General features: G+C 61.8%; 19 protein-coding genes and 1 pseudogene. 13 read left to right on the plus strand and 7 right to left on the minus strand.

Annotated elements, in window-relative coordinates; genetic code table 11:
- Positions 1–65: 65 nt before the first annotated feature.
- The gene (locus tag O2S87_RS07590) at positions 66–590 is read left to right on the plus strand and encodes a universal stress protein (RefSeq protein WP_475408197.1); all 525 of its coding nucleotides are present in this window, start codon (positions 66–68) and stop codon (positions 588–590) included.
- 8 nt (positions 591–598) lie between these two features.
- On the opposite strand, the gene O2S87_RS07595 is transcribed toward O2S87_RS07590, so the two are convergent.
- On the minus strand, positions 599–1,540 hold the full coding sequence (locus O2S87_RS07595) for a biotin--[acetyl-CoA-carboxylase] ligase (protein ID WP_475408198.1): 942 nt from the start codon (positions 1,538–1,540) through the stop codon (positions 599–601).
- Between the two features lie 68 nt (positions 1,541–1,608).
- Between O2S87_RS07595 and cofD the strand changes: the two genes are divergently transcribed.
- From cofD to O2S87_RS07620, 5 genes are read left to right on the plus strand one after another with little or no spacing between them, the layout of a single operon-like run.
- A complete protein-coding gene (gene cofD, locus O2S87_RS07600; RefSeq protein WP_475408199.1) occupies positions 1,609–2,607 on the plus strand; it encodes a 2-phospho-L-lactate transferase in 999 nt (332 codons plus the stop codon).
- Positions 2,604–3,401, plus strand: a complete 798-nt coding sequence (locus O2S87_RS07605; RefSeq protein ID WP_475408200.1) for a tRNA-dihydrouridine synthase — start codon at positions 2,604–2,606, stop codon at positions 3,399–3,401. Before cofD ends, O2S87_RS07605 begins: the two co-directional genes overlap by 4 nt.
- On the plus strand, positions 3,398–4,258 hold the full coding sequence (locus tag O2S87_RS07610) for a triphosphoribosyl-dephospho-CoA synthase (RefSeq protein WP_475408201.1): 861 nt from the start codon (positions 3,398–3,400) through the stop codon (positions 4,256–4,258). Before O2S87_RS07605 ends, O2S87_RS07610 begins: the two co-directional genes overlap by 4 nt.
- Complete coding sequence (locus O2S87_RS07615) at positions 4,255–4,884, plus strand: DUF447 domain-containing protein (RefSeq protein ID WP_475408202.1); 630 nt, start codon at positions 4,255–4,257, stop codon at positions 4,882–4,884. Before O2S87_RS07610 ends, O2S87_RS07615 begins: the two co-directional genes overlap by 4 nt.
- Before the next feature lie 24 nt (positions 4,885–4,908).
- Positions 4,909–5,094 (plus strand): 30S ribosomal protein S17e, encoded by a 186-nt coding sequence (locus O2S87_RS07620; protein ID WP_253736401.1) that lies wholly within the window; start codon positions 4,909–4,911, stop codon positions 5,092–5,094.
- Between the two features lie 40 nt (positions 5,095–5,134).
- Here the strand turns inward: O2S87_RS07620 and O2S87_RS07625 are convergent, their stop codons facing one another.
- Positions 5,135–6,529, minus strand: coding sequence for an NAD(P)/FAD-dependent oxidoreductase (locus O2S87_RS07625; protein ID WP_475408203.1), 1,395 nt, complete (start codon positions 6,527–6,529; stop codon positions 5,135–5,137).
- A 124-nt stretch (positions 6,530–6,653) separates the two neighbouring features.
- Here O2S87_RS07625 and O2S87_RS07630 point away from each other — a divergent pair, with 124 nt between their 5' ends.
- Complete coding sequence (locus O2S87_RS07630; RefSeq protein ID WP_475408204.1) at positions 6,654–7,181, plus strand: PAS domain-containing protein; 528 nt, start codon at positions 6,654–6,656, stop codon at positions 7,179–7,181.
- A 28-nt stretch (positions 7,182–7,209) separates the two neighbouring features.
- Here O2S87_RS07630 and O2S87_RS07635 read toward each other — a convergent pair whose 3' ends face one another.
- Positions 7,210–7,344: a hypothetical protein gene (locus tag O2S87_RS07635; protein ID WP_475408205.1), complete on the minus strand. Its 135-nt coding sequence runs from the start codon at positions 7,342–7,344 to the stop codon at positions 7,210–7,212.
- 335 nt (positions 7,345–7,679) lie between these two features.
- On the opposite strand from O2S87_RS07635, the gene O2S87_RS07640 reads away from it, so the two are divergent.
- Positions 7,680–8,630, plus strand: coding sequence for a D-2-hydroxyacid dehydrogenase (locus tag O2S87_RS07640; protein WP_475408206.1), 951 nt, complete (start codon positions 7,680–7,682; stop codon positions 8,628–8,630).
- 102 nt (positions 8,631–8,732) lie between these two features.
- Here O2S87_RS07640 and asd read toward each other — a convergent pair whose 3' ends face one another.
- Complete coding sequence (asd, locus tag O2S87_RS07645; protein ID WP_475408207.1) at positions 8,733–9,773, minus strand: aspartate-semialdehyde dehydrogenase; 1,041 nt, start codon at positions 9,771–9,773, stop codon at positions 8,733–8,735.
- A gap of 707 nt (positions 9,774–10,480) precedes the next feature.
- On the opposite strand from asd, the pseudogene O2S87_RS07650 reads away from it, so the two are divergent.
- Positions 10,481–10,675: pseudogene (locus tag O2S87_RS07650) on the plus strand (sodium:calcium antiporter); the annotation flags it as partial.
- A gap of 152 nt (positions 10,676–10,827) precedes the next feature.
- Here the strand turns inward: O2S87_RS07650 and O2S87_RS07655 are convergent.
- A complete protein-coding gene (locus tag O2S87_RS07655) occupies positions 10,828–11,367 on the minus strand; it encodes a hypothetical protein (protein WP_475408208.1) in 540 nt (179 codons plus the stop codon).
- Positions 11,368–11,530: 163 nt separating this feature from the next.
- Between O2S87_RS07655 and O2S87_RS07660 the strand changes: the two genes are divergently transcribed.
- A complete protein-coding gene (locus tag O2S87_RS07660) occupies positions 11,531–12,214 on the plus strand; it encodes a haloacid dehalogenase type II (RefSeq protein WP_475408209.1) in 684 nt (227 codons plus the stop codon).
- A 118-nt stretch (positions 12,215–12,332) separates the two neighbouring features.
- On the opposite strand, the gene O2S87_RS07665 is transcribed toward O2S87_RS07660, so the two are convergent.
- Positions 12,333–13,340: a sodium:calcium antiporter gene (locus tag O2S87_RS07665; RefSeq protein ID WP_475408210.1), complete on the minus strand. Its 1,008-nt coding sequence runs from the start codon at positions 13,338–13,340 to the stop codon at positions 12,333–12,335.
- A gap of 102 nt (positions 13,341–13,442) precedes the next feature.
- Between O2S87_RS07665 and O2S87_RS07670 the strand changes: the two genes are divergently transcribed.
- A complete protein-coding gene (locus O2S87_RS07670; protein WP_475408211.1) occupies positions 13,443–14,357 on the plus strand; it encodes a DMT family transporter in 915 nt (304 codons plus the stop codon).
- A 91-nt stretch (positions 14,358–14,448) separates the two neighbouring features.
- Here O2S87_RS07670 and O2S87_RS07675 read toward each other — a convergent pair whose 3' ends face one another.
- Complete coding sequence (locus O2S87_RS07675; protein WP_475408212.1) at positions 14,449–14,793, minus strand: ArsR family transcriptional regulator; 345 nt, start codon at positions 14,791–14,793, stop codon at positions 14,449–14,451.
- A 374-nt stretch (positions 14,794–15,167) separates the two neighbouring features.
- Between O2S87_RS07675 and O2S87_RS07680 the strand changes: the two genes are divergently transcribed.
- Both O2S87_RS07680 and ppsA read left to right on the plus strand, forming a co-directional pair.
- Positions 15,168–15,947, plus strand: a complete 780-nt coding sequence (locus O2S87_RS07680; protein ID WP_475408213.1) for a hypothetical protein — start codon at positions 15,168–15,170, stop codon at positions 15,945–15,947.
- A gap of 150 nt (positions 15,948–16,097) precedes the next feature.
- A complete protein-coding gene (gene ppsA / locus O2S87_RS07685; protein ID WP_475408214.1) occupies positions 16,098–18,479 on the plus strand; it encodes a phosphoenolpyruvate synthase in 2,382 nt (793 codons plus the stop codon).
- Positions 18,480–18,646 lie beyond the last annotated feature (167 nt).

Genomic DNA, 18,646 nt, shown 5'->3' on the forward strand with positions numbered 1-18,646 from the left:
ACTAGTCTATGACAATTGGTAACAATAATTAACACGATCCGCCACGAATCATGTTGTGAGTTACCATGACACTGTACGACCGCATACTGGTCCCAACGGATGGCTCGTCGGAGGGAAAACGGGCGGTTGCTCACGCGATTGCTCTCGCCGAAACCCACCGAGCGACGGTTTCGGCACTGTACGTCATCAATATGGCGAGCTACAACGGGCTCCCGATAGAATCGTCCTGGAAGGGAGTGACGACGCTGCTCAACACTGACGCCCAGGCGGCACTCGACGAGGTGGTCGACCTCGCCGAGGCCCGTGGCGTTTCGGTCGAAACCGAGATCGTCGAAGGCTCGCCGAGTCGAGAGATCGTCGAGGCCGCCGAGTCACAGGGGTGTGATCTGATCGTGATGGGCACCCATGGACGGGGTGGGATCGACCGGCTGTTGCTCGGAAGCGTCGCCGAAAAAGTCGTCCGTGCGGCCCGCGTTCCCGTGATGACCGTCAGAGTCGGCGACGAACCCGCCGCGGTCGCCGGACCGGCCACCGCCGACACGGAGGCCGATACTGACCCGCGGATGCAGGCTGACTCTCAGACCGGCTGAAACACCCCCTACTGGGGTCGCAGATGCTCACAGTCGCCAGCGTGGACGATCTCTGAGCTCTCAGTGGTTTCGATAACAAGCGCTCCGGGGAACTGCACGTCGACGGCCCTTCCTTCGATTACCCGGGTCGGTGTCTCGACTCGGACGTCCGCACCGAGCGTTGAGCTGTATTCGCGCCACCGATCCAACACGGCCTCGGGATTCTCCAGCAGTTCGTGGAGTGATTCGAGCAGCCGCTGGACGAACAGTCGGCGGTCGATATCGGCCCCCGTCTCGCTACGGAGGCTCGTTGCCTCGTCGGGAAGCTCAGTGGCGTCGATGTTAGCATTGACGCCGATCCCACTGACAAGCCACGAGACACGGTCGGCTTCGCCCTCCATTTCGGTCAGTATTCCTGCGATTTTCCGACCGCCGCGCGCGCCCTCCTCGCCGACCAGTACGTCGTTGGGCCATTTGAGATGAGCCGCAACCCCGGCCTCCCGGCAGGCAGTGGCCGTTGCGACGCCCGCTGCGAGTGCCACCAGCGGCACGTGAGCCGCAGGCAGGCTCGGCTGAAGGACGACCGAACACCAGACGCCCCCGCTGGGGGCGGTCCACGACCGTTCGAGCCGACCGCGACTGCCGGTTTGTTCGTCGGCGACGACCGCCACGTCGACCACTCGATCGGCGGCCAACTTCCGGGCGCGATTGTTCGTACTGTCGACCGAATCGTGGTACTCGATACTGTACGGCGCGTCGAGTCCGAACTCGATTGCGGCCGCCCCATAGTCGGGGACGTCTGTCACCTCATAGCCCGCATCGGTGCTTTCGATCTCGAAGCCGTCGTTTCTGAGCGCTTCGACCTGCTTCCAGACTGCGGCTCGCGAGATCCCGAGCCGTTCTGCGAGCGCTGGCCCGCCGACCGGCCCCTCCTCGAAGGCCCGCAAGAGCGCACGACGTGTCTCGTTCATTGCTGGCAGTAGTCACTCCATACCAAAGAGCCGTCGGATACAAACCCACGCCCTTCTTAACATTCCCTATGATTACGTTTCTCGCTGGCGGCACGGGAACGCCAAAGCTGTTGGCCGGTGCCACAGCACAGTTCGATCCCGAGAGGCTCACCGTCGTGGCCAACACCGGCGATGACATCGAACTCGGTGGCCTGTTGGTCTGTCCGGATCTCGATACGGTCCTCTTTCACGAAGGCGACATCCTCGATACCGACCGCTGGTGGGGGATCGAAGACGATACACACGAGACCAACACCGAACTCCACCGACTCGCTGAGGCCGCTGGCCTCAATGCTGGGCCGCGATACCTCCCGCCGCGCGACCAGACAAGGGGTCGACCAATCGCCCGCTGGCGACGTTTCTCAGGTATTGCGGAGTTCATCACCATCGGCGACCGCGACCGGGCGGTCCACATCACCCGAACGAGTCTCATTGATGAAAGCAAGACACTCACCGAAGCCACCCAGCTCCTTGCCGATGCCCTCGGCGTCCAGCTTACGCTGCTGCCGATGAGCGACGATCCGGTTGCCACGATCATCTCAACCGCCGATGGACCGATCCACTTCCAAGAGTACTGGCTCGACAAGGCCGATACGGACGTAAGCGGGGTCGAGTTCCGTGGAGCCGAATCGGCCGAACCGACCACGCAGGTGTTGAATGCACTCGACGCACCCGTCGTCATTGGTCCATCGAATCCGGTGACAAGCATCGGGCCACTACTCGCAGTACCCGGTATCGAACCGGCGCTGGAACGAACTCCGGTGGTTGCCGTCTCGCCGTTTATCGAAGACGAGGTCTTTTCCGGACCGGCCGCAGCCCTCATGGATGGAACGGGCCAGGAGCCGAGTACGCGGGGCGTAGCCGACGCCTACCCCTTCGTCGACGCCTTCGTCCTAGACACTGACGACGGTACTGACCTCGACCGGCCGGTCGTCCATACTGACACGAAAATCGACAATGTGGCCGACAGCAGACGAGTGATGGACGCGGTGGTCGACGCGCTGGCAGAGTTGGGGGTCCACGTATGAGCAGCAACCGGTCGACCGGCATACAGCGGGAGCGTAGGCAGTGCCTACCGTTCGAGCCCCGGCTGGCGCTGGCGAGCCTAAGCGGCGAGGCCGACGCTAACTGGGCAACCGCCGGAGCCGACCTCGCTGGAGCAGCCTTTATTGGTGGGATCGCACTCGACGAACCGAGCCGCGAGGCTGCACGTGAACTCGTCGACCGCGACAGACGAGAGTTCTTCCCCAATTCTCCGCCAGAATTTATAACCGACCAACTGACCGCACTCCGTGACGTGCCGATCCAACCGGGCGTCAACGTCAGAAGCGCGAGCACTGACTCGATTCGAGAGGTTGCAGAGATCTGTTCGGATCACAACGCGATCCTAGAGATCAACGCTCACTGTCGGCAGTCGGAACTCTGCGATGTGGGCTGTGGCGAAACCCTGTTGGCCGATAGCGACCGACTAACCAAGTATGTGGCTGCGGCCGCGGCCGAAGGGCCAGCTGTAAGCGTTAAAGTCCGTGCAGAGGTACCGGGCGTAGACCTCCCGACGGTTGCTAAACGAATCGAGACCGCCGGGGCCGACGCGATCCACGTCGACGCGATGGACTCCGAACCCGTGATTCGGGACGTGGCCGCCGCAACCGATCTGTTCGTCATCGCCAACAACGGGGTCCGGGATCGAAAAACGGTACGGGAGTATTTCGGTTACGGGGCCGATGCGGTCAGTGTGGGTCGACCGAGCCGTGAGCCAACCGGTGCAGTGATGCAACAGGTTGCGGCAGCGGTCGCAAAACAGGCGGTACCGATCAGATGACTCCCGCAGGTCGAACCGCGGCGGAAAACGCCCAGCTTGCGTTGTTGCTCGAAGTATCGGGCACACCGAAGCCAGGTAACGTCGACCGTCACCGCGATCTGCACGAGCTGCGGTTCGAGCAATTCATGGCCGGTGCAGTCGGTGCCCGCGATGGGCTCCAGCGTGCCGCCGACGGTGGGGCTGTGGGTGCTGCCTTCGAGCAGGCTGTCGGCGGAATGTCGGCCCAAACGGGCGGTAACACCCAGTTCGGCTGTCTTTTGCTGTTGATTCCACTGATACGGGCAGCCGCGAGCCGGTCGCTCACTCCCGAAGGCGTTTCGTCGGTTGTCGAGGCGACGACTGTCGCGGACGCGGTCGACTTCTACCGAGCCTTCGAACACGTCGATGTCGCAGTGGAAGATCCGCCTGCCGGGGCCGACGTTCTCGACGTTCGACGGGGGAGTAATGCCGCCTCATCGCTCCGAAAACGGGAGCTGACGCTGTATGATATCATGAAACGTTCGGCCGATCCTGCGGGCCGGGTGGGTGACGGGAACGCCCGTGAGTGGGTCTCAGGCTTCGAGCGCACGTTCAGAGCCGCAGAGTCACTGGTAGTCGACGAGGGACCGATTGGTGACCGGACAGCCCGCGTCTTTTTACAACTGCTTGCCGAGAGCCCGGATACACTCGTCGCAATCAATCACGGTGAGGCCGTCGCACGTGACGTATCGGCGCGTGTAGCCGCGGTCGACGGCGATCTGGCTGCCGCCGAACAGTTGGCCGACGAGTTCGTCGAAAAGGGATACAATCCAGGAACAACTGCAGATATTACGGCCGCGGGCCTGTTTGTCGCACTCGAACGAGGAATGACCGTATGACTGCTGAGACCTCTCAGCTACCTGAGTGGCCCGTTGAGCTCCGTGGCGTCACTGAATCCATCGTCGCCACTCTCGGCCCCAACGAGCTGTGGAACATGGCTGCTCTCGGACTTCATGCACCCGACGAACCGGGCGAGCCAGTCGAGGCGACGACGTGGGGTAACACCCGAACTCGACGGAACTTTCATCGGCAGGGCGGTGGGGTAGTGCAGTTTACGGCTGATCCACGCGAGTTCGTCGACGCGGCGGTGACGATCCGCGAGGAGGCCGAGCCGGTGTTGCCGAACGCCGATGCGTGGGTTGCAGTCGAGGCTACGGCGGTCGACAGTGGTACTGAAGACGGGACCCAGTGGGAGCAGTGGGAGATTCGACCGACCGAAACGGGAACTGTCGAGAGTAGTCGACCCCTAACAATAAACCGCGGTTTTTATGCGGTGATTGATGCGACAGTCGCAGCCTCACGACTCACGGTACCCGCGTTCGACACGAAGGAACTGATTGATCGGCTACGTTATTTCGAGACAACGGTCGACAAATGCGGTGGCCCACAGGAACGGGAAGCCTTCGAGGTACTCAGCGAGGAAACGGGCTGGCGGGCACACGCGGAACGGAACGAATCGTTTTAGTGTCGTTCCGACCGAAGTGGCTGTATGGCAATCAAACCGAAGTACGTCAAACAGCTCGCAACAACGCTCCTCGAACGGTACCCCGAGGCGTTCAACACGGATTTCGACACCAACAAGGAAAACGTCGCCAAGCTCACCACCGTCGACTCCAAGGGCGTTCGCAACCGCGTCGCGGGCTACATCACTCGAAAGAAAGCCGCAACGGTCTAATTCTCGAACGAACGCGATAGACGCCGACACTCAGCCACACTCAGTAGACGTAGTCTTCGGCACTGAGTTGGGCGTAGCCGCCTTTTTTGAGCGCTCGTTTCTGCTTTTTGTATCTGTACAGCACCTTCGCGCCGGAAACCCCTGCCCGAAGCGTACTCGATTTGAGCAGGTTCGTTCCATCGGCCGCGATCATACCACGAACCGATTTAAACGTGCGGTCCCAGTCGCTCGGCCCGTAGCCACGGCAGAGTTCGGCAAACGCGAGGTTTCTGAGTAGCTCGTCGCCGATCGCCTCGTGCCACCGGTCGTTGTACGTCGACAGATCGCCGTCGGCCGCCAGCTCACCCGCGATTGCACCGGTTCGAACAGCGACGTGATCGCCACCCTCGTGGAACGCCGACGTCGTTCCCATCGCGCCACCTGCGACCGCGATTCCGGCCTTGACAGGCGATTCGATCGGCCGCGTAGAGGAGATGCTGTAGGTTTCGGTACCGCCGCGCTTGCCGCGGTCTTCGACGAGTGGGAAGTCGGCCTCGATGTCGTACTCGTCGCCCCACTGCCATTCGAGAAGTCGACGGATGTACGTGCTACCCTGCGGAACGCGGTCGTCTTCGGGTTCGAGCAGCTCGTACGCCCCACGGTCGTCGATCGCGTCGATATCGAGGCCGATCGGCATCGTCAGTCCGACCCGGCAGACCCGTGCGTCGTTCGGGAACACCCATGGATAGGCCGTGTGGCCGGGCATTACACCCCACCAGAATTTGATCGCGGTTTTGAGCTCCTCGAACACCTCTTGGGGGAACCGCCGATACTCCTGGTAAGCGATGTGGTTAACCTTTGGCGAGGCGAGTTTCTTCGATGCCTTGCTATCGTCGGGGAGATACTCGTCGAGAACCCGGTTGGTGACGGTTCGCTGTGGACCATCCGCAAGAATCAGAAAATCGGCCCCGATTTCGTCGCCGTTGGCCAGCGAGACGACGTGCCGTGGATCGTCGTTGGTTCGGTCGGCCTCAAGATCGCTGTCGACGCCAGTCACACGGACCTTGATCCGGTACTCCGCGCCAGCGTCTTCGGCACGCTCACGCATCCAGTCGTCGAAGCGAGCGCGGTTGAATGTGTAGCCGAAGTGGTCGTACGACGAGTCAATACCGGTACTCGTGAGCGTGCAGGATTCGGTCGGACCGATGAACTCGGCGCGATCGAGGTGCTGGCAGCGGACTCCCTCGGGAAACTCGTCCGGATGAATGCCCATGATGTCGACCCAGTAGTCCAAAATTCCGGCCGCGTCGGTCGAATCGGGACCGAGCGCTTCGCGGTCGGCCCGCGGGACACCCTTCTCGAAGACGACCGCCGAGACACCGCCGCTGGCGGCGGCGTGCGCCGCCGCGGTGCCTGCCGGCCCACCGCCAACGATGGCTACGTCTACGCGTTCCATACGTTCTACCGCTCGGATCGGATATTAAAGCCACTGAACTTTCGGTCGACATTTGGTATGTAGGGATCGGCTACTTCCATCTTCGGATCGGTAATCAGTATATAATTCCGCCCATAGGAGTGGTATGTCAGCCGACGCCGATCTCGATCAACTTCTTCGCGAGCGAGCGCGGTCGACTGGCCCCATCGTCTCTTCGATGGCCGTCTTGGAACACCTCGCCGAACTGCTCGCCGCGATCCGTGCGAACGCACCTGACGAAACGTATCGGACCGACGCCGCGTCGACACTGTCGTGGAACACACCCACGATGGACGCCGCGCCGATCGCCATGGCGATTTCGGGGCCGGCGTACGAGGACAACCCCGTCGCCTACGTCAACGAGCAGTTCGAAGCGCTCACAGGGTACGAGAAAACCGAGTTGCTCGGCGAGAATCTACGGCTTCTACAGGGGCCGAAGACGGCCAGCGAGCCGGTCGAGGACCTCCGAGAAGCGCTCGATATCTGGGCACCGGTGATCGTCGAACTCCGCAACTACCGAGCCGATGGCACCGAGTTTTGGAACCGTCTCGCGCTCGCCCCGATTGCTGACGAGACGGGAACGATCAGCAACTGGGTCGGGTTCCAAGAAGAGATCACCGACCGGCGATCGTAGGGAGTGCCTACCGGTCTGCAAAGAGTCGTTACTGCCTGCGATGGCTGTCTTTGTGCCGGGCTTCGGCCTCCTCAGTAATCTCTTGAATCGCCGCTTCCTGCTCGCCGCGTGAGATCCCACCCGATTCGGCGTGTTGACCGGTATACTGCCTGCGTGGGATCACATTCCAGACCGACTCCGAATCGTTCTGGTTACTGGAATCGTTTCGATACAACCGGTAGACGACGAGCCGCTGAAGAGAACGGCCAACAGAACGGGTATCACGATCGTATCGAAGACGAGCGCGAGACTCGATAACAAGACACTACCGCCGAGCAGAAACAACAAGACGGCAACGGCTGTGTATGTCAACGCTGACCGAAGGGCCGAACCGACGTCCATAGGAGCATTCACACGGTTGACACCTACGGGTGTTTCGGTTACTGAACGGGCGTTGACAGTGACATTGAACCGATATAACTGCCGTACACTGATATATCTGGACTCCAAAGGCCGATTATGAGTCAGCCGGAGATCGCGATCCTACGACAGAAGATTCACGGATTGTCGGCCGATGACTACGCGAGTGCCCTTCGGGCGCGCCTACCGGAGGCGAAAATCTCGGTCGGCCGGACGCCCGCCGAAGAGCAGGAACTCCTCGAACGGGTCCCGATCGCGACGGGGTTTTCGATGAGTCCCGAAGAAGTCGAGGCGGCATCGAATCTGGATCTGTTCGGCTGTGTCTACGCCGGTGTGGGCCATCTCGCTCTCGACACGTTTGAGGCCAACGGCACGGCCGTGACCAACGCCTCCGGCGTCCACGGGCCAAACATCTCCGAGTACGTTATCGGTTCGATTCTTTCGTTCGTCCGAGGCTTCGACCGCGCACGTCGACAGCAAGAACGTAACGAGTGGCGGTCGTATCCTGCCCGCGAACTCTACGGCAGCACAGTCACAGTCGTTGGGCTCGGCTCGATCGGTCAGGCGGTCGTCGACCGACTCGACCCGTTCGGTGTCGAGACCATCGGCGTGCGCTACACGCCCGAAAAGGGTGGCCCAACCGACGAGGTGATGGGTTTCGACGAGATCCACGACGCGCTCGCGCGAACCGATTACCTCGTTCTCGCCTGCCCGCTGACCGACGAAACCGAGGGGCTGATCGACAGCGAAGCGCTGTTGACGCTCCCAACGCACGCGTTCATGGTGAATATCGCCCGCGGCGGAGTCGTCGACACTGACGACCTCGTCTCAGCGATGCATGCCAACCGGATCGCGGGGGCCACACTCGACGTGACTGATCCCGAACCGCTTCCCAACGATCACCCGCTGTGGGACTTCGGCTCGGTGTCGATCACGCCGCACAACTCGGGGCACACCCCGGACTACTACGAACGACTCGCCGATATTCTGGCGACGAACGTCGAGCGCTACCGGCAGGGCGAGACCGACTTCGAGAACCGCGTCGTGTAGGCGGGCGACCGAACCTATCTTTATTGTTTATAAAATGAGTTGGTCGACCCTCTGTCGTTGGAGCGTCGACACGAAAAAGCGATCAGTGGTTTGGGTCGGTCCCTAAATCCAGCCTTCGTCGACGAGCAGTTCGCCGTTCAGCAGGCTTGCCCCGGCGGCACCGCGGATCGTGTTGTGAGCGAGACAGTTGTACTTGATGCCCGAATCGGTCGACTCAACGCCACCGGCCGAAATCTGCATCCCGTTTTCACGCTCGCGGTCGAGTCGCGGCTGCGGGCGGTACATCTCCTCGTCGCCGAAGACATGAATCAGTTGATCGGGCGCGCTCGGCAGGTCGACGCCTGGATACTCGCGCATCGCCTCGCGGGCTTCCTCTGGGCTTGGCTCGTCGGCCAGATCGACAAACAGGCTTTCGAGGTGACCGTCGAGCGTCGGAATCCGGTTGCACGAGGCGTTGACCGTCGAGTCGTGCATACTGAGTTCGCTGCCGTCGAAGCTGCCGAGGAGCTTGCGGGATTCGGTCTCCATCTTTGGGGCTTCGCCGCCGATATGCGGGATGGCGTTGTCGATGATCTCCATCGAGGTGACGCCGGAGTAGCCAGCGCCTGAGACCGCCTGGAGGGTGGTGACGTCGACGCGCTCGATGCCGAACTGGTCGAGCGCGGCGAGCGTGGGCACCATCGTGATCGTCGAGCAGTTGGGGTTTTTGATGAGCGCGCCATCCCAGCCGCGAGTGTCGCGCTGGACCTCGATCAGCCCGAGGTGGTCGGGGTTGATCTCGGGGATGGTGAGGGGAATGTCCTCGGCCATCCGATCGTTCGAGGAGTTCGAGGAGATGACGTAGCCTTCTTCGAGGAACTGGGGTTCGACCTCTGCGGCGACGCCCGAGGGAAGCGACGAGAACAGCAGATCGACGTCGTCCGGAACATCATCGGGATGCGTTCGACCGACTTCGATATCGGCGACGTCGTCGGGGATCTGGGTTTCGACCCGCCATTTGGCGGCGTCGCGGTAGGATTTTCCGGCGGACGATTCGCTTGCGGTCAGGGCGGCGATTTCGAACATTGGGTGGCCGTCGAGCAGCTGGATGAATCGCTGTCCGACCGCACCAGTCGCGCCGAGAATGCCAACATGTACTGCCATTACCGTGGGGTACCGTCTCATACACATAAGTGGGTCGGATTGCCGTGCAGGTTCCCGAACAATCAGGTAGAACAGGGCCGCTGTCGGCGGGACTCGTCCCGAACTGTCGGCAAAACACGACACGCGCTAGTATATAAACATAGCCGTGTCGACCGACGACCTGTGTTTGTCCATCATTTGCCGAGAATTTCGTGGTAACGTGTGATTCGTCGGTCGGCGCTCGACCTCCTGTTCCGTGGGCCGTCCGGCTGATATGTGGGTGTCGACCCGTGGACGGAAGGTGTAAATCGGTCGGGGCTCTCTGTCGACGTGCGTGCTCTAGTCCCCGGCGGAGTACTCCTCTTTGGGAGCGATGATCGTTCGGAGAACCCAGGCACGTGATATACGGTCCGCTGTCGACCGTAACTGACAGCCGCCTGGCACGAGGGTTTCCCGACCGACTCGGCACGCCGCCTTGGGATGAGGTCGGACGTTAGTGTTCCGGGCGATACTTCGATTCTTCGAGATGTTACCCGCCGAGACAGTCGTCTCATTCGCCGAGGTCGACCAGTTCGTTTCTCACACCGTCGGCTCCGTACTGCGTGATGACTTTCTCGACGATCCAAGCGAGCCCTCGGTGGTTGCTCACCGACCTCTGGGTAGTCAAACGCCACGTTCAGCAGACAGCTACCCAACATTGATTACGGTATTCGAAAACCACTCTGTGGATGGTTCAAGGTAGTCCGGCGTTTCAGATCGGAGTGATCGTCCTGTCGGTGGCGGGGTTGTGGATCGGTGCCCGGCTCCTGGTCGTCGCCGTCGTTCGGCTGGCCCGCCAGTTCAGGCTCTCGGAGCTGACCATTGGACTGACGATCGTCGCCATGGGGACGTCGACGCCGGAGCTCATGGTGTCGGTCGACGCCGTCATTGCCGTCTAATCAAGTAGCGGAAGTACGTTCGAACGGTCGCTGGCCCGACTGGGTTCGGCTATCTGAATCCGTACCAGATCCACCAGCCAGAGGCTGTTTCGGAACACGATCAACTACCGTGCCCTGTCTCCAATGGGGAGAATCGATTACAACTTACTCATGACCGATGTGAGGGAGTTCCGGAGCGCCATCGCCTTGGATGCGAGCCAGCGTCGACCACGTGAGTTGGTTTCGACGACCACATGCTTGCGGTCGAGCCAGCGTCGCATTTCCTTTCGTCCGACGTGGCGTTCGATGCCGTTCTGCCGGAGGTGCTCGACCGGGTGTCGCAGCCAGTTGGGTTCCCAGTGGGCGAAGACGTCGATGTATGCTGGCGTGTGGGCGATGAGGATGACGTGGAGCTGTCTGTCGGCCAGCAGGGTCCGTCGGTAGGTCCAGCTGCCGTTCGGCTCCGTGCCGACAGGCGGCCGGTGATACCACGCCAACGGGTCCCAATCGAAGCCGTGGGCCTGTAGCATCGCCGTGAACTCGTCGACCGGCTGATGGACGGTGCCGACGTATTCGGACTTATAGAGCCGGTATTCGGGCTGGCCGAACGCGCGTGCGAAACGGGTGAGCCACGGGCCAAGCCAGTGTCGCAGGCGGTAGGGCACGTCCGGATCGAGCGTCTCGACGATTGTTCGCATCGACTTGCCCTTACGGCTCCAACGTCTCGAACGTTGTGTCGTCGGTGGGGGTTTGATACCGATCCGAGCACCGAGGTTCCAAGCGGTCAGTAGTGTCTCGTACGAGAACAGTCGACTCCGTCATGTCCGAACGGTTACGGGTGAAGCTCCCGTCGAATCGGCAATGACGTTCGATCCCGAACGCGTTTCGACTGTCACGTTCGACTCCTACAGCACGCTCGTCGACGTCGACGCCGCCGAAGCAGCACTCGCCGCCCGCGTGGACGATCCCGAACCGGTCTCGAAACTCTGGCGCTCCCGGTCGTTGGCATACACCTTTGTTGCCACCCAGATCGACGCCTACCGGCCGTTTTACGAGATCAACCGCGAGGCCCTCCAGTACGCCCTGGATGCCCACGATGTCGAGCTCTCGACCGACGAGCGCGACGAGATACTGGCGGTCTACCACGAACTCGACGTGTTCGACGACGTCCGCGAGGGTATCGAACGCCTTCGCGACGGCGGCTACGACTGCTATGTCGTCTCGAACGGCAACCCCGAAATGCTCGATTCGATGGTCGAGCACGCCGAAATCGGCGATCTCATCGAAGACACGATCAGCGCCCACGAGATTCAGGTATTTAAACCGAACGCCGAGCTCTACCGTCACGCCGCTGGGCGAACCGGTACCCCAATCGACGAAATCGCCCACGTCACCGCGGGCTGGTTCGACGTGATGGGTGCGACCCACGCCGGGATGCAGAGTGTCTGGGTCGACCGAAAGGGCTCGCCGTGGGAGACGTTTGGAACCGACCCTGCGGTCACGATCGACTCGTTTTTCGAGTTGGCCGAAGCGTTCGGTGTCTAAACTGCCCGCGCCCACACAGTCGACGTGTCGACACGAAACACTCTGTCGACACGAAACACGTCGGGCCGTGGTCGTCCTGCACGCAAACGGAACGTGAACGATCCAGTGGCAGACCTAGTTAAATACCCTGTACGGTGTCGATAGCGCCGACCGATTCGAGCGTCATCCAGAGTAGAAAAATGCCATAGAGGCCGAGAAAGCCGTAGGCCTCCAGATCCGTGAGTTCGAGATCCGTCCGGGTGAAGATAACGAATATGAGCGTCGCAAACGCCAGAAAGCCCATCGTCGGGATCGTCGCCAGAAAGTTGATCGTCGCCTCGCCCGCCAGCAAGACGCCGACCGGGATCGCCACCAACAAATTGAACGTATTGCTGCCGAGGACGTTCGTGAGACTCGTCACGCTGTCGTCGTTCCGAGCGGCCTGAATCGAGACGAAGGCATCGGGGAGGCTCGTCCCGGCGGCGATGACCGTGAGGCCCCAGAGGAAACTCGGGATGTCGAAGACATCACCGAAGGTGAGCACGGCGCGGATGAGCCCCTCGACGCCGACCGTAATCACGAGCAGGGAGACGGCGAGTAATCCCCACTCGCGGCGGGGCTCAACGTCGACCGTGCCCGTCGAGACGTGCTCGCTGGCATCTTGCTGGTGGAGGAAGATGTAGACGCCGTACGTTGCCAGCGGAAGGATGGCGAGTTCAGGGGTGAGGATCGCCGCGCTGTTGGTGCCGCCGGGGACGTAGGTCGCCCCGAGCGCGAAGACAATGAAGAGCACGAGGACGCTGATGATGTAGAACTGGGCGTCCTTGTGGATCAGGCTCCGGGTGGCCTCCAGTTCGTCGGTCGACAGCGCCGAGGCCGCCGGGATGACCAGCAGATTGAAGATGGCGCTGCCGACGATCGCACCCACACCCAGCGAGAATTCGCCGTGGACGAGCGTGCTGATGACGACCGAACTGATCTCCGGAAAACTGGAGCCGACCGCGACGACGACCGCGCCGTGGACCGCCACCGGCAGCCCGTAGTAGCGGCTGAGGCGTCCGGCAGCCCGCTCGAAGTAGGTGCTGCCGATCCAGATAACGCCGACGCCGACCACAGCGAGCACGAGCGCGACGAGGAGTCCGGTCATTGCGCAGGGGTTGTCGACCGGGGGCCAAAGAGGTAGGCGATCGATACCTGGAGGAAAGACTCGCTCGGGCAGCTTTTAGACGAGGTAGGATCAACCGAAGGTATGGGCACCTCTCGGAACGCCGGGCTGTTCGTGCTGCTGTCGTTTCTCTGGGGCACCTCGTTCATGGCGATCAAGGCCGGACTCGAGTTTTTTCCGCCGGTGCTCTTCGCGGCGTTTCGCTACGACATCGCGGGCGTGATCCTCCTTGCGTATGCGGCCGCCGCCAGCGACTACTGGCTGCCCCGCACTCGCGCCGACTGGCTGACGATCCTCGTCGGGTCGACGCTGATTATCGCGCTGTACAATGCTTTCCTCTTCGTCGGCCAGCAGGGCGTCACCAGCGGCGTCGCCGCGATCCTCATCGCGATGAATCCGATCCTCGCCACCGGCTTCTCGCGGGCGTTGCTCCCGAGCGAACGACTGGCTCCCCTCGGGGTCGCCGGACTCCTCGTCGGTTTCGTCGGCGTCGGGATCGTCGCGCGGCCGACCGCCGGTAGCCTGCTGGCCGCCGACGTGCTCGCCCACGCGTTCGTCCTGCTGGCGGCGGTCTGTGTCGCCCTCGGAAGCGTCCTCGTCCAGCGCGTCGACGGCGGAATTTCGACGGTCGGCATGGTCGCGTGGTCGAACGCGCTGGGGGCGGTCGTCCTCCACGTCATCAGCTTCGGCATGCCGTCCGAATCGCTGGCCGGAGCCGCGTTTTCGACCGGCGGACTCCTCGCGGTCGGCTACCTCGCGGTGCTGGCGAGTGCGGTGGGCTACGTTATCTACTTCGACCTACTCGGTCGACTCGGCGCGATCGAAATCAACCTCGTCTCCTATACCGTGCCGATCTTCGCCGCGCTCTCGGGGTGGCTCGTCCTCGACGAGACGCTCGATATCGGCGCGGTCGTCGGCTTTCTCGTCATCGCTGCGGGGTTCGTCCTGGTGAAACGCGAGGCCATCGGCGATGTGGTTGACTCGTGGCGTCGCCACTAACCGTGGCCGGGCGGTCAAAGGGTGAAGTAGAGTCGATTGCCCGTGGACTATCAGTGATAGAAGGATCGTCCACCCCTCGACAGTGAGATTCCTACTCGGCTGTCTCTGTGGCCGACAGCCCATCCCAACTGTCGATTTTGTCCAGTTCGGTCTCGGACGCGATGGCCTCCTCGATGAGTCGACCGAAATCCGGGACGAAGCCGTACCCCTCGCGGAGCGCCACCGCATACCGCCCTCGCTCGGTAATCTCGTAGAGCCCAGAGTGCTCGGCCGGGCCGATCTTCGTGACGAGCCCGTAATCCGCCAACACCGGGAGCCGCGTGTTGATGTTGGCCCGTGACTTTCCGGTCCGAACGGCGAGGTTCGGTGCGACGTTCCGCCCACCCGTCGCCAAGGCCTCCAAAATCAGGAAATCAGTCGGCTGGCGGAGTTTCATCTCGTCTCTTCCTACGTGCTCTCAGTTATTGTATACTTATGGTTTCACCATAATTTAACATTTTTAGTTATATTTTACGCACCACACTATTGTTTAGGCAATTATTTCCCCATTCTATTGTGGTCGGTAATTATAAGTAATAATTGTTCATAGTTCTTCTCGGAGGTATTAATGAAAAACGATCTGCTAGACAAATGGGTACAATGTAGTCACCAAACGTCGCCATGCAGGCCTCCAGATGAGCGGACAAAAAGTGAACAACTACTATGACGAATAGAGACAACGCTGAAAATAGTGTTACTACTGATGAACACGCAGCTTCTAATCGACCCTCCATCGATAGGGACACCACGAACAACGCCAGGGCCCTCGGTGTGCCCGCAATCGACGACTGTGGAGCCAGCCCGGTGGCTGTCTCCCACGAGCCAGCCACCAAGCCAACAGCCACTGGGTCGACAGTTGCGGTGCTCTCCTCGCCGAAAGGAACAAACGGGTCGCAGGTCCGGACACTGCTTGAAATCCCGAACGTAACGACCTCCAGTAGCGAACAGGACACCCTCATCTTTCGGCCGACAGTCGAAAGTTCGCTGTTCACACGAGTCAAGAGTAACGGCGAGAGGGCCACCGGCAAACAAACGGGCCACAGCGGGACGGTGAGATGGGACCCGGTGGCCAACGCAGGTCTCTTTGCCTGGATCGAGATCCGCGGCGACGCGACTGATGGTTCCTGGAAGATGGTCGACATCGAGGGAACTGTTACGGACCAGCCGCTGCTCGCATCGCCGGATGATTTCGTCGACCGGAACGGCAACCTCTCGAAGGTCGCCGACTCGGTTGTAACGTTCAACAGCCAAAACCTCACACTCGGATGGTTCGTCGAGGATCTCATAGATACCGTTATCGACCTTCCGGAGACTGTGTACGGCGAGTCCGAGGAGTTCGACCTCCTCCTCGATCTCCTCTACGACCTCCTGATGCGGTCACGGAGTGTCAACGGCTTCAACTGGATCGCACGCGGCGTCAACGGCGTCAATGACTTCCGGCTCCGAGGCGCGCTTTACGACTTTACATACGGTGAGGCCGAAGCCAGAGCCGTTGTCGGCAACCGCTCTATGGTCGTGCAGGCGGTGGCGTTGCCCTACGACGCCTGTTGAGTACAACGGAAATACCTGTTTTCATTCGACGATAGGTCGTATCGCCTCCATGTGGATCCCCGCTGAGCAGTGACCCATGTCTGTGGGTTCGCCACATATTCACGATTATTGAAAATAGTTTCTTTGGTATGTCGACCACTAGTGTCCAGTATGACAGTACGCTGGCTGGAAGACGTTCGGTCGACAGACATCGACACCGTCGGCGGCAAGGGGGCCTCGCTGGGTGAGCTTACCGCGGCCGGGCTTCCGGTTCCGCCGGGCTTTGTCGTCACCGCTGAGACCTACCGGACGTTCCTCGAAACCACCGGCATCGACGACAAGCTGTTCGAGACGCTGGCGGTCGACGGCGGCGACGACCTCGCGGGGGCCGCCGAAACCGCCCGCGAGCTGATTCTGGAGACGCCGGTTCCCGACGAGGTACGCGAGGACATCCTCGATGCCTACCGCCAGCTCGGCGAGCAGTCGACGGAGACCGATGAGAGTGAGCCGTTCGTTGCCGTGCGCTCGTCGGCGACCGCCGAGGACCTGCCCGACGCCTCGTTCGCTGGCCAACACGAGACGATCCTTAACGTCACCAGCGAGCGGCTCGTCGACCGCGTCCGGGAGTGCTGGGCCTCACTGTTCACCGAACGGGCGGTCCACTACCGCAACACCCACGAGTTCGACCACAGCGAGGTCGACATCGCGGTGGTCGTCCAGCAGATGGTCGCGGCCGACAAATCCGGTGTCATGTTCACCTGCCACCCCTCGACCGGCGACCGCGAGATGATCGTCGAGTCGGCGTGGGGTCTCGGCGAGGCGGTCGTCTCGGGGATGGTTTCGCCCGACAACTACGTGATCGACCCCGAAACCGCGACGATCGTCGAGTCGACCGTTGCCGACAAGAAACAGCGAATGGTCAAAGATCCCGAGACGGGAGAAACGGCCCTCGAGCCGGTCCCCGACGACCAGCGGTCCGCCCAGGTGTTGACCGCCGCGGAAATAGAGCGATTGGTCGACCTTGGCCGCCGTGTCGAGGACCACTACGGCGACCCACAGGACGTGGAGTGGGCGCTAGCCGACGGCGAAATCTTCATGCTCCAGTCGCGGCCCATCACGACGATCAGCGAGAGCGAGTCGACCGGCGGGACCGACACGAGCCGATCGGTCGACGCCGAGCAGTCGACCGCCGATGCCACCGAACCTGCCGTCAATGGCGGCCACCGCAGCCAGCAGGCAACTGCCGCCGAATCAGAGGCCGACCCCGAAGACGACGTGCTCGTCCGTGGAGTGGGCGCGAGCCCCGGCACGGCATCGGGCGCAGTGCGGATCGTCCGCAAGCTCGACCACCTCGATCAGGTGACCGACGGCGACATCCTCGTCAGTCCGATGACGACCCCCGACATGGTATCGGCGATGCAGCGCGCGGCGGCCATCATCACCGACGAGGGCGGGATGACCTCCCACTCTTCGATCGTTTCGCGCGAGATGGGCATCCCGGCAGTCGTCGGCACCCGCACCGCGACCGAGGTCTTGGAGGACGGCCAGATCGTCACCGTCGACGGTGAGATGGGCACCGTCCGTGAGGGTGGTGTCGACGACGACGAGGAGCCAGCGATCCAGCCCGATCCGGTCGAGTCGGTCCGGCCCCAGACCCCCGTCAAACCGATGACCGCCACCGAAGTCAAGGTCAACCTCTCGATCCCCGAGGCCGCCGAGCGCGCCGCAGCGACCGGCGCGGACGGCGTCGGCCTCTTGCGGATCGAACACATGGTCATCTCGCTGGGTAAAACGCCCGAGCAGTACATCGCCGACCACGGCGAGGACGCCTTTATCAATCAGCTGGTCGACGGCATCCGAACGGTGGCCGAGGCGTTCTATCCGCGACCGGTTCGGGCCCGGACGCTGGATGCGCCGACCGACGAGTTCAGGGAGCTACAGGGCGGTAGCGACGAGCCCCACGAACACAACCCAATGTTGGGCTACCGGGGGATTCGCCGGAGCCTCGACAAGCCCGACCCGTTCCGGTGTGAACTGCGCGCGTTCGGTCGGCTGTTCGAGGCGGGCTACGACAACGTCGAACTCATGTTGCCGCTGGTCAACGACGCCGAAGACGTCGAACGTGCGAAACGCCACCTGGAGGCGGTCGGCATCGATCCCGACAAAACGCGGTGGGGCGTGATGGTCGAAACGCCTGCCAGCGCGCTGCTGATCGAGGAGCTCGCGGGCGCGGGCATCGACTTCGTCTCCTTCGGCACGAACGACCTTACCCAGTACACCCTCGCCGTCGACCGGAACAACGAGTACGTCGCCGAGCGATTCGACGAACTCCACCCCGGCGTCCTCAAACTAATCGAATCAACCATCGAGACCTGCCGCGAGTTGGGCGTCGACACCAGCATTTGCGGGCAGGCCGCCTCGAAGCCCGATATGGTCGACTTCCTCGTCGAACAGGGGATCAGTTCGATCAGCGCGAACATCGACGCGGTTCGTGACGTCCAACACGAGGTCAAGCGCGTCGAACAGAAGCTCCTGCTCGATTCGGTCCGCTGAGAGCCGTCACACATCCAGCCAGTAGGAACTGCCTACTATGTATTGACATCCTCCCGCGCCTGAAGACGCGGGAATCCCACGGCACCGCACCGCTGGATTGGGATATTACGGTTTGCAGTCCACCACTTGTGCCTGCGGTTGGAATCCGCTGGACAAGTCGTAAAGGT

The organism is Halohasta sp. A2 (assembly GCF_056175805.1).